Origin of the sequence: Roseomonas sp. KE0001 (genome assembly GCF_016107285.1) — a bacterium.
Taxonomy (GTDB): Bacteria; Pseudomonadota; Alphaproteobacteria; order Acetobacterales; family Acetobacteraceae; genus Pseudoroseomonas.
On sequence record NZ_RCVQ01000005.1, the window covers coordinates 14,991 to 27,889 of the forward strand.

At 74.4% G+C, this 12,899-nt stretch carries 10 protein-coding genes; 2 read left to right on the forward strand and 8 right to left on the reverse strand.

The genetic code is table 11. From position 1 onward, the window contains the following. Positions 1–47: 47 nt before the first annotated feature. The gene (locus D9598_RS11265) at positions 48–1,586 is read left to right on the forward strand and encodes an amidohydrolase family protein (RefSeq protein WP_198366613.1); all 1,539 of its coding nucleotides are present in this window, start codon (positions 48–50) and stop codon (positions 1,584–1,586) included. On the opposite strand, the gene D9598_RS11270 is transcribed toward D9598_RS11265, so the two are convergent. Further along, positions 1,562–2,497 carry a LysR family transcriptional regulator gene (locus D9598_RS11270; RefSeq protein WP_198366614.1) on the reverse strand — a complete coding sequence of 312 codons (936 nt, stop codon included), beginning with the start codon at positions 2,495–2,497 and terminating at the stop codon, positions 1,562–1,564. The genes D9598_RS11265 and D9598_RS11270 overlap by 25 nt on opposite strands. Before the next feature lie 105 nt (positions 2,498–2,602). Further along, entirely contained in the window at positions 2,603–3,712 is a 1,110-nt protein-coding gene (gene fbaA / locus D9598_RS11275; RefSeq protein ID WP_198366615.1) for a class II fructose-bisphosphate aldolase, read from the reverse strand. 205 nt (positions 3,713–3,917) lie between these two features. Here fbaA and ada point away from each other — a divergent pair, with 205 nt between their 5' ends. Next, entirely contained in the window at positions 3,918–5,024 is a 1,107-nt protein-coding gene (gene ada, locus D9598_RS11280) for a bifunctional DNA-binding transcriptional regulator/O6-methylguanine-DNA methyltransferase Ada (protein WP_198366616.1), read from the forward strand. On the opposite strand, the gene D9598_RS11285 is transcribed toward ada, so the two are convergent. The 6 genes from D9598_RS11285 to D9598_RS11310 form a co-directional block, all read right to left on the reverse strand. After that, entirely contained in the window at positions 5,005–6,051 is a 1,047-nt protein-coding gene (locus tag D9598_RS11285) for a malate/lactate/ureidoglycolate dehydrogenase (protein ID WP_198366617.1), read from the reverse strand. The two genes, ada and D9598_RS11285, sit on opposite strands and share 20 nt — an antisense overlap. A 113-nt stretch (positions 6,052–6,164) precedes the next feature. Then, positions 6,165–6,974 (reverse strand): type II secretion system protein GspK, encoded by an 810-nt coding sequence (locus tag D9598_RS11290; protein WP_198366618.1) that lies wholly within the window; start codon positions 6,972–6,974, stop codon positions 6,165–6,167. Next, entirely contained in the window at positions 6,955–9,246 is a 2,292-nt protein-coding gene (gene gspD / locus D9598_RS11295; protein WP_198366619.1) for a type II secretion system secretin GspD, read from the reverse strand. Before gspD ends, D9598_RS11290 begins: the two co-directional genes overlap by 20 nt. Beyond that, positions 9,243–10,460: a type II secretion system F family protein gene (locus D9598_RS11300; protein WP_198366620.1), complete on the reverse strand. Its 1,218-nt coding sequence runs from the start codon at positions 10,458–10,460 to the stop codon at positions 9,243–9,245. The genes gspD and D9598_RS11300 overlap by 4 nt, the downstream gene beginning before the upstream one ends. 5 nt (positions 10,461–10,465) lie before the next feature. Beyond that, positions 10,466–12,169 carry a GspE/PulE family protein gene (locus D9598_RS11305; RefSeq protein WP_198366621.1) on the reverse strand — a complete coding sequence of 568 codons (1,704 nt, stop codon included), beginning with the start codon at positions 12,167–12,169 and terminating at the stop codon, positions 10,466–10,468. Then, positions 12,154–12,762, reverse strand: coding sequence for a prepilin peptidase (locus D9598_RS11310; protein WP_198366622.1), 609 nt, complete (start codon positions 12,760–12,762; stop codon positions 12,154–12,156). The genes D9598_RS11305 and D9598_RS11310 overlap by 16 nt, the downstream gene beginning before the upstream one ends. Between the last annotated feature and the right edge of the window lie 137 nt (positions 12,763–12,899).

The following is a 12,899-nucleotide window of genomic DNA, read 5'->3' on the forward strand; positions in this document are numbered from 1 at the left end:
CGACATTGTTCCCGAACCGACATCGCCTGAGACAAGGAAGAATCGCCATGACCGCGACGATGGTGCGCGCCCGCCACCTGATCACCCGGACGCTCGACCGCCACACGCACGAGCAGTTCGACGACGCGGCGCTGATCCAGGAGGACGGCATCGTCACCGCGATCGGCGCCTGGGATGACCTCCGCGCCCGCTATCCGGACATGACCGTGCTGGGTAGCGGGCAGGAGGTGGTGCTGCCGGGCTTCGTCAACGGCCATCACCATGTCGGCCTCACCCCGGTGCAACTCGGCAGCCCCGACATGCCGCTCGAGTTGTGGTTCATCACCCGGCTGCTCTGCCGCAACGTCAATCTGCGGCTGGACACCCTCTACTCCGCCTTCGAGATGCTGGCCTCCGGCGTCACCACGGTGCAGCATATCCATGGCTGGATCCCCGGCACGCTGAACGACGTGGAGGCCGCCTCCAACGCGGTGATCGGCGCCTACGAGGAGATCGGCATGCGGGTCTCCTACTGCTTCGCGCTGCGCGATCAGAACCGCCTTGTCTATCAGGCGGACCAGGACTTCGTCGCCAGCCTGCCGGAGGCGCTGCAGGGTCCGATGGCGCGGCATTTCGCGCGCTTCCGCATGAGCCTCGACGACAACTTCGACCTGTTCCGCCACCTGCGGGCGCGGCACGAGGGGAAGGAGCGCGTCCGGGTGCAGCTGGCGCCCGCCAATCTTCATTGGTGCTCCGACGCGGCGTTGACGAAGCTCGCCGAGGTCAGCGCCGGCGAGGACGTGCCGATGCACATGCACCTCCTGGAGACCGCCTTCCAGAAGGAGTACGCGGCACGGCGCGGCGGCTGCACGGCGGTGGAGTATATCGACCGCTTCGGCCTGGTGACGAAGAACCTGACGCTCGGCCACGGCGTCTGGCTGAGCGAGAAGGATATCGACCGGCTGGCCGAGGTCGGCGCCTGCGTCTGCCACAACTGCTCCTCCAACTTCCGCCTGCGCAGCGGCATCGCGCCGCTGAACCGGTTGGAGGCGCGTGGCGTCACCACCGCCATCGGCACCGACGAGGCGGGCATCAACGACGACCGCGACATGCTGCAGGAGATGCGCATGGTGCTGCGCGCGCATCGCACACCGGGCGTCGGCGACGAGGTGCCGACCATGCAGCAGGTTCTGCGCATGGCGACGGCCGGCGGCGCCCGCACCACCGCCTTCGAGGGCCGCATCGGCACTCTGGAGGTCGGCAAGGCGGCCGATCTGGTGATGCTGGACTGGCAGCAGGTCGCCTGGCCCTTCCTGGACGAGGCGACGCCCGTGCTGGATGCCGTGCTGCAGCGGGCCAAGATGGGCGGGGTGCGCGCCACCATGGTGGCGGGCGAGGTGCTCTACCAGGACGGCCGGTTCACCCGTGTTGACCAGGACGCGGCGCTGAAGGCCCTGCACGAGGATCTGTCGAAGGCGCTGACGACGGATGAGGTGGAGCGGCGCGGCCTGTCGAAGGCCCTGCTGCCGCATGTGAGGCAGTTCTACGAGGGCTACTTCGACCCCGGGACGCACCAGCCCTTCTACCGCCAGAACTCGATGGCCTGATCATCCGGCCGCGGCGCGCCGTCGAAGCGCGCCCGCTCGGACCGCGCCATGCGGTCGATGAAGCCGACCAGCGCCCGGACCCGCGCGATGCCCCGCTGCTCGCGCTTCGTCACCAGATAGAGCTTCTCGCAAGGCCCCTCGTGCCGCACCGGGATGCGCCGCAGGCCGGGCTCATGGTCGCCCAGGAAGCAGGGCAGGGCGGTGATGCCGAGGCCCGCCCGCGCGGCGGCCAGCAGCAAGGGCATGGTGGCCGCGCTCATCACCGGCGGGCGGCCCGGAAACAGGGCAGTCATCCACTGGGCTTCCGGCATGGTGACTTCCTGGCCGGTGGTCTGCAGGTACGGCAACTCGGCCAGCATGCCCCGCTCCGCCGCCTTGCAGGCCTGTTCGGCCAGCTCCGGCGCGGCGTAGAGCGCGAAGCGGCACTCGGCGAGGCGGCGGATGTCCAGCCGGTCCGAGACGGGGCGGCTGATGCGCAGGCCGAGATCGATCTCCCCATGCACCAGCGATTCCAGCGAGAGGTCGCCGAACAGCGTGATGCGGATGCCTGGATGCGCGCGCTGAAAGGCCGGCAGGTGCGGGACGAGGAAATCCGTCAGCAGGGCGAGCGGGGCGGTGACGCGCACCTCGCCCTCCAGCCGTGCATCGGCGCCGGTGGCCGATCGGGCGAGGCCGGCGATCTCCTCCTCGATGCGCCCGGCATGGGCCAGCACCTCCTCCGCCGCCTCGCTGCGCAACAGCATCTGGCCGCGTCGGTGGAAGAGGCGGGTCTGCAGGGCCTCCTCGGCGGCGGCCAGACGACGCGCCACGGTGCTGTGGCTGACGCCGAGCAGCCGGGCCGCGCCCAGCAGGGTGCCCGTCCGGTCAAGCGCCAGGAGGAAGCGCAAATCGTCCCAGTTGAAGCCTGCCACGGCATTCCCCGATCCGGCGGTCGCGCCGGCGGCGCGCGCATGCGCGCATCAAGGCATGGCCGGGACAGGAAAGAAAAGGGGGGGCCGCGGCCCCCCTCCCGCGCGTCAGCCGGCCAGGCTGCGGCCCGCGGAGCCGAGATCGGCGAAAGCCTCGTCCAGCCGCTTGACGATGCCCTTCTCGCCGGCGCGCAGCCACTTGCGCGGATCGTAGAGCTTCTTGGTCGGCTTGCCGTTCGAGGGGTCGATCTGATGCTTGAAGGCGACGGCATTGGCCTCGACATAGGCCCCCACCGGCTCGGCGAAGGCGAACTGCGTGTCGGTGTCGATGTTCATCTTGAACACGCCGTAGGAGACCGCCTCGGTGATCTTGTCCTTCTCCGAGCCGGAGCCGCCGTGGAAGACCAGCGCCATCGGCTTGTCGCCGCCGCCGAACTTCTCCGACACCGCCGCCTGCGAGGCCTTCAGGATCTCCGGCCGCAGCTTGACGTTGCCCGGCGCATAGACGCCATGGACATTGCCGAAGGAGGCGGCGACGGTGACATGGCCGATGGGCGACAGGATCTCCCAGGCCTTCAGCACATCCTCGGGCTGGGTGTAGAGATGCGCGTTCTCGGCGCTCTCCTCGACATCGTGCCCGATGCCGTCCTCCTCGCCGCCGGTGACGCCGAGCTCGATCTCCAGGCTCATGCCGAGCGGCGCCATGCGCTTCAGCACCTTGGCGCATTCCTCGATATTGACGTCGAGCGGTTCGGCCGAGAGATCGATCATGTGCGAAGAGAAGAGCGGCCGGCCGGTCCGCTTCATGTGCTCCTCGCCATGGTCGATCATGGCGTTGACCCAGGGCAGCAGCGAGCGGTCGGCATGGTCGGTGTGCAGCACGACGCAGATGCCATAGGCCTTGGCCACGGCATGGACGTGCTGGGCGGCGGAGACGGCGCCGAGCACGCGCGCCGCGGCCGCGTCCGGGCAGCCCTCGCCGGCGAAGAAGCGGGCGCCGCCATTGGAGAGCTGGATGATGACGTCGGACTTGTTCTTCGCCGCCGCTTCCAGCACCGCGTTGATGCTGTTGGTGCCGACCACGTTCACGGCGGGAAGGGCGTAGCCACCCTCGCGGCAGGCGTCCAGCAGCGTCAGGTAGTCCTGACCGGTGACGACGCCTGGCTGCAGCTTCGGCGTCGTCGAGGGGGCGGTGCCGGACTGCAAGGTCTCGCTCATGAAGGGTCTCCGCTTGGAAGGGGGGGTCCGCCGGGGCGGATCGCCGCCCATCAATACAGCATGGGGCGGCGGCTGAAACCCCCTTGAATTTGCTGACTCACCGGGGCAGGGCGGGGTTCCGGGCTTTTGGATTTGCCCGCAAGCCGCGGAGTGCGCGATCCTGGCCCAAGGCCTAGATCCGTCAGTATCAGGAGGAGGCCGCACCATGATCGCGCAGACCATCAGCCCCGTATTCCCGGCCGGAGAGCGGGCCGAGGAGGAGCGCTGGGAGGCCGTGCTGCGCCGCGACCCGGCGGCCGATGGCGGCTTCGTCTTCGCCGTTCGCAGCACCGGCGTCTATTGCCGCCCGAGCTGCCCGGCGCGCCGGCCACGGCGGGAGAATGTCGCCTTCCATCCGGACGGCGCCGCCGCCCGCGCCGCCGGCTTCCGCCCCTGCCTGCGCTGCCGCCCGGACGAGGCCGGGCTGCGGGAGCGCCAGGCCCGGCTCGTCGCGGAGAGCTGCCGGCGGATCGACGCGGCCGAGGCGGCGCCGCCCCTGGCGGAGCTGGCCGCCGCCGCCGGCCTGAGCCCCTATCATTTCCATCGCCTGTTCCGGTCCGTCACCGGCTTGACGCCGCGCGGCTATGCCGCCGGGCGCCGGGCCGAGCGGCTGCGGCGCGAGCTAGCCGGGGGCGAGAGCGTCACCGGAGCGCTCTATGGCGCCGGTTTCGGCTCCAGCGGGCACTTCTACGCCGCGGCGGACGGCGCCCTGGGCATGACGCCCGCCGCCTTCCGCGACGGCGGGGCGGGGGCGGAGATCCGCTTCGCCACGACCCGCTGTTCGCTCGGCGCCCTGCTGGTCGCGGCCAGCGACCGGGGCGTCTGCGCCATCCTGCTGGGCGATGCGCCCGAGGCGCTGCGCGAGGATCTCGGCCGCCGCTTCCCGCGCGCCGCCCTGCGCGAGGGCGAGGCCGGCTTCGGCGCGCTGGTCGCGCAGGTGGTGGCGCTGATCGAGGCGCCGGGCCTGGGGCACGACCTGCCGCTCGACCTGCGCGGCACCACCTTCCAGCAGCGGGTCTGGCAGGCCCTGCGGCAGATCCCGGCCGGCCGCACCGAGAGCTATGCCGAGGTGGCGGCGCGCATCGGTGCGCCCGGCGCCGCCCGCGCCGTGGCCCGCGCCTGCGCCGGCAACGCCCTGGCGGTGGCCATTCCCTGCCACCGGGTGGTGCGCGGTGATGGCGGCCTGTCCGGCTACCGCTGGGGGGCGCCGCGCAAGCGGGCGCTGCTGGAGCGGGAAGGCGCGCGGGAGGCCCTCACCCCGGCGGCGGAATGACGCCGACACTCTCCGCCGCCCGGCAGATCTCGGCCCAGCTCGCCGGATCGATCGGCACGCCCTCCGCCAGGCGCCGCGCGCGGCTGCGGCGTTCCGGCTCACCGGCCAGCATCACCGGATGCGACGGATCGGCGGCGGGTGAGGCGCGTATGTAGTCCAGCAGCGCCACCACGTCCTGGTCGAACAGGGCGGGGTCGATCAGGTGCCCGGGCTCGATCAGAATGGCGGTCATGCCATTGATAATGGCCGGGTCGGCGGCATCGGTCCCTGGCGCGGTGGGGCCCCCGGACAGGACGCCGCCCAGCAGTTCGCAGATCAGCGCCAAGCCGGAGCCCTTGTGCTCGCCGAAGGGCAGCATGGCGCCGCCCCCCTTGCCATAGATGACGCCTGGATCGCGCGTCGGCTGGCCGTGGGCGTCGATCAACGCGCCCTCCGGCACCGGCTTGCCGGCGTTGTAGGCGACGCGCACCTTCCCCAGGGCGATGCGGCTGGTGGCGAAATCCAGCACCACCGGCGTCTCCCCCTGGGGTACGGCGATACAGATCGGGTTGGTCGAGGTGCGGGCATCGGCGCCGCCGAAGGGCGCCACGCGCGGCACGCCGGACAGGCCATTGACGAAGAACAGCCCGATCATGCCGGCCGCCGCCGCCTGCTCGCCATACTGCCCGACGCGGGCGATGTGATGCACATTGCGCAGCGTGGCCAGGGCGAGGCCGTGCTGGCGGGCGGCGCCGATGGCCCAATCCGTGACCTCGCGCGCCACCACCTGGCCATAGCCCATGCCGCCGTCGAAGGCGGCGAGCGCGCCGTGGCCACCCATCCGCTCGGCATGGCGGTCGGGAAGGAGTCGGCCGGCGGCGCGGCTGCGCAGATAGGCCGGCAACATGCCCGGCCCGTGGCTGTCATGGCCGCGCAGCGCCGCTTCCACCAGATGATCGGCGACGATCGCCGCTTCCTCGACCCCGCTGCCGGCGGCGGCCAGGGCCTCGGCGAGGAAATCCCGAAGCGGGTCCGCGGCGATCAGCATGGGCGGGATGTCCTCTTTCTGGTCCGGCCCGCGGATACCCGGCCGGAGTGGGCGGAAAGGCCCAGCCTGCCCGGATTGCTCGCGTTCTGGAAGCCTGCCTCGTCCGTCGTCCCTCAGGGACCGGACGCGGCGGCCACGGGCAGCCATTCCAGCACCTGGCCCGGCATGCCCGCCGCGGGAGCCACCGCCAGCACCATGGCCATGCGCGCCGTGGTGGCGCCGAACCGCCCCTCCGCCTCGATCCGCCAGATGCGCCGCCGCCCCCCCTGCGTCCCGCCCGGCTGCGGCGTGCGGTAGCGGCCCGGCATCAGGACCGGCAGGGCGAGGGCGGCGGCATCACGCCGCAGGACGGCCAGGGCGGCGGGCGGGGCGGCCTCCTCGGCCGGGCGGCTCAGCCCGCTGTGCACGGTCGCCGCGCCGCGCAGCCGTTCCACGAGCGCCAACGGCAGGCCGGCGGCGGGCAAGGCTTCGCCCAGGCTGCGCAGCCGCCGCCGCCCGCCGCTGGGATCGCTGCTCTGCTCGCGCCAGGCGAGCAGCCGCGCGGCGGCCTGGCGGGCCTGGGGCTCGGCCAGGCCGGCCTCGCCGAAGAGCGCCGCCAGCAGCGGTTCGGCGACGGTATTGAGGTCGATCCGCCCATCCTCGTCGGCCAGCCGCACCCTCACCGCCGCGCCGCCCAGGGCGAGGTCGTAGGTCTCGCCCGGCGGGCGGGCCGCGGGCGGCGTGGCGGCGAGGCGGTGCGCGGCGGACCAGAGGCCGCCCTCGGCGGCGGCGCGGGCGCGGGCGAGGTCGGCCTCGCCGCGCGCCGCCCCGGCCCCCGCGCCGGCCAGCAGCAGCGCGGCGCTGCCGGCGGTGCCGATGAGCAGCGCCATCCAGAGCGCGAGGACCAGCGCCGAGCCCGGGCGGCTAGGGCCGGGGCAGGGCATGGCCGCGGGTCTGGCGCAGGGGCGGCTCGCGCGGTGCCATGTTCAGCATGCGCAGCCGCAGCTCCTCCGTGGCGCGGCGCAGCTCCTCCGCGCTCTGCACCACGCGCGGCGTCAGCAGCACCAGCAGCTCCGTCCGGCGCCGGTCGCGGCTGCGGGTGCCGGTCAGGTCGCGGATGATCGGGATGTCGAGCAGGTAGGGCAGGCCGGAGCGCGAGCTGCTGTCGGCCTCGCGGATCAGCCCGCCCAGCGCCACGGTCTCGCCCGAGGGCACGGAGACGACGGTGCGCAGCCGCCGCTGCTGGATGGTCGGGCTGTCGATGCCGCTGGTGGTGGTGGCCACCGCGTCCGAGACATCCTGGTCGACATCGAGCAGCACGCCGCCGGCGGAATTCACCCGCGGCGTGACATCGAGGGAGACGCCGGTGTCGCGCAGCGAGACCGAGTTGACGATCCGCGTGTCGGTGACGCCGCCGCCGGTGGCCTGCTGGGTGACGATCGGCACCGAATCGCCCACGCGCAGCCGCGCGGTCTGGTTCGACAGCACCATCACCTGCGGCGAGGAGATCACCCGTACCTCGGTGACGCTGGCCAGCGCCTCCAGCACCGCCCCGGCATCGGCGCCGCCGGAATAGAGCAGGTTGAAGCCGGGGAAGCTCTGGGCGATCACGCCGGTCGCGGTCTGCGCCAAGGCGAAGCTGAAGCGGCCGGTTCGGAAGAACCAGGAGAGGCCGTATTCCAGCCCCTGGTTCAGCGTCACCTCGGCGATCACCGCGTCGATCGCCACTTGGCTCGGGGGGCGGTCGAGCGCCATGACGGCGCGCTCCACCAGGCGCCAGTCGGTCTGGCTGGCATAGACGATCAGCGCGTTCTGCGCCTCGTCGGCGACGATGCGGACCGGGGCGGCGGGGAGGCCGCCCAGATCGCCGCCGCCGCCCCCTCCGGGCGGGAAGGCGGGCAGGCCGGCCCCCGGCCCGCCGCCCGGCAACGTTCCCGGCGGGGGGCCTCCCGGCAGCCCGGGCGCCGCGACGCTCCCCGCCCCCTGGCTCCCCCCCTGGCCTCCTCCCTGGGGCCCGCCCGGACCGCCCGAACCGCCCAGTGGCGCGTCGGTGATCGGCGCGACGCCGCCCGCCAGGGCCTGGGCGGCGGTCTGCCCCGGTGCCAGCAGCGCGCCGGCCTCGCCGCGCCCGCCGCCGCCCTGCAGCAACTGCCGCAGCGTCGCCGCCAGCTCGCTGGCGCGGACATACTGGACCGGATGCACGAAAAGCTGCGGCGCGTTGCCCATGCCGGCGGCGTCGAGCGAGCGCACCCAGCGGCGCACGCGCTCGAGCTGCTGCGGCTGCGTCGCCATGACCAGCACCGCGTTCAGCCGCGCCACGGGCACCACGCGCAGCCCCTCGCGCCCGCCGCCCTCGCTGGCGAAGAGGGTGTTCAGCTCCTGCGCCACCAGCGCGGCGGGCGCGGAATCGAGCGGCAGCAGGGCGAGCGACTGGTTGCGGATCCAGCCGACGTCGAAGCTCTGCGCCGCCTCCGCCAGGGTGGCGAGCTGCGGACCCGTGCCGGCGAGCAGCAGGATGTTGCGCGTCTCGTCCGCGGTGACGGAGCCGCCGCGCGGCGCCAGCGGCTGCAGCACGCGCTGGAGGTCGGCGGCGCGGGCATGGGTCAGCGGCAGGGCCAGGATGGCGAAGCCGGGCCCGGCGCGCACCCCCGGCATCCGCAGCGTCACCGGAGGGCCGGATTGCAGCGCGCTGTCGAGCGGCACGACGCGGTAGCCGCCGGCGCCGCGCAGCAGGGCGGCGCCATTCGCCTCCAGCGCCGATTCCAGCAGCGAGAGCGCGGCCTCCTCCGGCACCGGTCGCTGGGTCTGCAGCGTCACGCTGCCACTGACACGGGGGTCGATGGTGTAGTCGGCGCCCAGCAGATCGCCCAGCACCGTCTGCACCACCTGCGGCAGCCCGGCCTCGACGAAGTTCAGCGTCACCATGCCGGTTCCCGCGGGGGCGAGGCCCGAGGGCGCGGCGCGCTGCAGGCCGCGCGGCTCGGCCGCGGGGTCGATCACCGTCGGGCGGCGCGTGGTGGCGGCGGAAGGCGGCGCGATGAAGCCGGGCGCCGCGACGGGCTGGTAGGGCAGGGGCCGCTGCCCAGCCGCCTGCAGCCTGAGCATGGCCTGGTCGAAGGCGGCCTGGCCGCGCAGCTCGGGCTCGCCGCAGGCCGCCAGCGGGGACAGCAGGGCCAGGGACAGCAGGGCCAGGGCGGGCCGGGCGCGGGGCCTCACATCCCCCCCATGACGGCGGCATTGGCGCCCAGGATGGCGTTCAGCGTGGTGAGCACGATGGCGGCGACCAGCCCGCCCAGCAGCAGGGTCACGCCCGGCACCAGCAGGACCAGAAGGCGTTCGGTGGCACGCTCGGCCTCCTCCTCATGGATGATCGCGACCTCCTCCAGCATCTCCCGCAGCCGGCCGCCCTCCTCGCCGATGCCGATCAGCGTGGTGGCCAGCGGCGGCAGCGCCGCCTCGGCCGCCAGGGCGGCCGCCAGCCGCGCGCCGCCGGACAGCCGATCGGCGGCGCGGCGCAGCCCGGCGGCGATGGCGGCATTGCCGGAGGCGGCGGCGGCATGCCCCATGGCCTGGGGCAAGGGAACGCCGGCACCGAGCAGGGTGGCGAGCAGCCGGGCGAAGCGCGCCGTGGCGCTGCGCCAGAGCAGGGAGCCGAGCAGCGGGAGGCGCAGCAGCCGGAGATGGCTCCGGTGCCGCGCGGCGCCGCCCAGGCCGCGGCGCAGCAGCAGGCCGGCGGCCAGCAGCCCCGCCAGCAGCAGCGCTCCCCAGGCCCGCAGCCATTCCGCCACGGCCAGCATGGCGTGGGTGGAGGCCGGCAGGCGCCCGCCGGCGGCCGAGAACAGGGGCTCCAGGGCCGGCAGCACCACGGCGACCAGCACCGCGATCACCGCCAGGGAGAGCGCCAGCACCACCATGGGATAGGCCATGCCGGCGCGCAGCCTCTCGGCCACGCGCTCCAGACGCAGCGTCTCGGCGGCGAGCCGCTCCAGCACCGACGGCAACTGCCCGGTGCCCTCGGCGGTGGCCACGGCGGCGACCTGCCAGCCGGGAAAGCCGCCGGGCTGCGCCGCCATCGCGGCGGACAGGGGCGTGCCGGCGCGCACCGCCTGCAACAGGCCGCGCAGCAGGCGGCGCGGCCGGGCCGAGCCCTCCGAGCCCGCCAGCGCCTCCAGCGCCATGTCGATCGGCAGGCCGGCGGCGAGCAGCAGGCCGAGGCCGCGGGCCAGCCGCGCCTGCTCGCGCGGGCGCAGCCCCGCCCCGGCGGCGGGCCGCGCGGCCGCCCGGCCCTCGCCGGCCGGCCGCAGCTCCATCGGCAGGTGGCCGCCTTCCTGCAGCCGGTGGGCGGCGGCGCGCCGGTCCGCCGCCTCGAGCCGGCCCCGCAGGGTGCGGCCGTCGGCGGCGATGGCGACATAGTCGAAGCTGGGCGGCATGGCCTTCAATCCCCGCCCGCCACGCGCAGCACTTCCTCGACCGAGGTCTCGCCGGCCAGGGCCTTGCGCAGCCCGGTCTCGCGCAGGCTCGGCATGCCGGCCTGCATGGCAGCGGCGGCCAGGGCGCCGGCATCGGCGCGGCGCAGCACCAGGGCGCGCACCGCCTCGTCGACGAGCATGATCTGCAGGATGGTGGTGCGGCCGCGATAGCCGCTGCCGCCGCAATGCGCGCAGCCGCGCGGCCGGTGCAGCCGGATCGGGGCGCCGGCGGCCAGGCGGGCCAGGCCGAGCCGCGCGGAGAGGTCCGGCGCCGGCGTGAAGGCCTCGCGGCAGTCGGCGCAGAGGGTCCGCACCAGCCGCTGCGCCAGGGCACCGTGCAGCACCGAGGCGATGAGATAGTCCGGCACGCCCAGGTCCATCAGCCGCGTCACCGCCGAGGGCGCATCGTTGGTGTGCAGGGTGGCCAGGACGAGATGCCCGGTCAGCGCCGCCTGCACCGCCACCTGGGCGGTTTCCGGGTCGCGGATCTCGCCCACCAGCATGACATCCGGGTCGTGCCGCAGCATGGCGCGCAGGGCCTGGGGAAAGGTCAGCCCGATCTGCGGCCGCACCTGGACCTGGCTGACGCCCTCTAGGCGGTATTCCACGGGGTCCTCGATGGTGCAGACCTTCAGCCGCTGCCGGTCGACGGCGTTCAGCGCGGCGTAGAGCGTCGTGGTCTTGCCGCTGCCGGTCGGGCCGGTCACCAGCACCATGCGGCTGGTCTGCGCCAGCATGGCGTGCAGGGCGGCGATCTCCCCGGCCGTGAAGCCCAGGGCGGCGAAGTCGAGGGCCACGGCGCCGCGGTCCAGGATGCGCAGCACCGCACCCTCGCCCTCGAGCGCCGGAATGATGGAGACCCGGAGGTCGACATCGCGCCCGCGCACGGCGACACGCATACGCCCGTCCTGCGGCAGGCGGCGCTCGGCCACGTCGAGCCGCGCCATGATCTTGATGCGCGACAGCACGCCGGTGCCCAGACCGGACGCGATCAGGCCCGCCTCGCGCAGCACGCCGTCGACGCGCAGCCGCGCGCGCAGGCCGCTCTCCGTCGATTCGAGGTGGATGTCGGAGGCGCCGCTCTCCACCGCCTGCTGCAGCAGCGCGTTGACATGCCGGATCACCGGCGCCTCGCTGGCCTGGTCGCGCAGGCGGGTGGCGTCCTCGGGTGCGCCGGGCCGCGTCTCGGCCAGCGCCACCTCGGGCGGCGCCGCCGCCGCCTCAAGCTGGGCCAGGCCGGCCAGGATGACGGAGGGCGCGGCGACCGCCCGCCGCACCGCCCGGCCGGTGGCCAGGGCGGCCGCCTGCACCGCATAGGGGTCCAGCGGATCGGCCATGGCGAGCAGCAGCGCGCCATCCTCCTCCAGCCGGACCGGATAGGCCCGCATCCGGCGCAGGAAGCGCAGGGGCAGACGTTCGGCCAGGGGCGGGTCCGGCGGCAGGGCGGCACGCGGCAGCAGGGGCAGGCCGAGCGCCGCCGCCGCCGCCGCCGCCAGCGGCTCCTCGCCCAGCAGGCCAAGCGCCAGCAGGGCGGGGATCAGCGCCTCGCCCGCCGCCTGCCGCGCCTCCTCGGCGCGCCGCAGCGCGGCCGGGGCCAGCAGGCCGCCCTCGGCGAGATGCGCCACCAGCCGGGCTTCCTCAGCCGGCGGGTCGCTCAGGACAGGATCCATGCCGGGTGGCCCCCGCCGAGGATCCAGACCAGCCAGGCCGCCACGGCCAGGGCCGGCACGAAGCGGAAGGAGGCGCCGGCGGCGAGGCCGCGGTCGCGCAGCATGACGCAGAGGAGGGCCAGGGCCGCGGCCAGCGTCACCAGCAGGGGCAGACCGCCGGGCCCGGTCCAGGCGCCGGCCGCGCCGAGCACCCAGGCATCGCCCCGCCCCAGCCCGTCCTGCCCGCGCAGGCGGCGATAGCCGGCCTCAAGCGCGCGGAAGGCCAGGTAGCCGAGCCCGGCCCCGGCCAGGGCCGCGGCGAGGGTGGCGCTTCCCCCGCCCGACGCGACGAGGAGGCCCAGCAGCAGCAGGGGCAGGACGAGGGCGGCATGCACCAGGCCATGCCGCAGATCCATCCAGGCCAGGCCCAGCAGCAGGCCGCCGAAGCCCAGGGCGGCGGGCCAGGCGGGAGGGGGGAGCAGAAGCGCCAGGGGGGCCAGCGCGGCGCCGCAGAGGAGGCAGGATGCGCTGTCCGGGAGGGGCCGCGCGGTCGGCATCCGCTTCGCCCCGGGAGGGCGGGCCTTCTTCAGGGCGGGAAAGGCGGGCGCGGGCATGCGGCGTGCCGTGATCACTACGATTCTGAAAGGAAGGATATCTCAGACGCATCGCTTCACAATGAAAAACCGTCCGGGCGATTGTCGCGACGGTTGGGGGCGGCCAGTGAGGTCGCCCCGCCCCCGTCGGTCGATCA

Bases quoted from the DNA above. Each gene is read 5' to 3' on its own strand.
- D9598_RS11265 (WP_198366613.1), top strand. From the start codon at position 48: ATGACCGCGACGATGGTGCGCGCCCGCCACCTGATCACCCGGACGCTC.
- fbaA (WP_198366615.1), bottom strand. From the start codon at position 3,712: ATGAGCGAGACCTTGCAGTCCGGCACCGCCCCCTCGACGACGCCGAAG.
- ada (WP_198366616.1), top strand. From the start codon at position 3,918: ATGATCGCGCAGACCATCAGCCCCGTATTCCCGGCCGGAGAGCGGGCC.
- D9598_RS11285 (WP_198366617.1), bottom strand. From the start codon at position 6,051: ATGCTGATCGCCGCGGACCCGCTTCGGGATTTCCTCGCCGAGGCCCTG.
- D9598_RS11290 (WP_198366618.1), bottom strand. From the start codon at position 6,974: ATGCCCTGCCCCGGCCCTAGCCGCCCGGGCTCGGCGCTGGTCCTCGCG.
- D9598_RS11300 (WP_198366620.1), bottom strand. From the start codon at position 10,460: ATGCCGCCCAGCTTCGACTATGTCGCCATCGCCGCCGACGGCCGCACC.
- D9598_RS11305 (WP_198366621.1), bottom strand. From the start codon at position 12,169: ATGGATCCTGTCCTGAGCGACCCGCCGGCTGAGGAAGCCCGGCTGGTG.
- D9598_RS11310 (WP_198366622.1), bottom strand. From the start codon at position 12,762: ATGCCCGCGCCCGCCTTTCCCGCCCTGAAGAAGGCCCGCCCTCCCGGG.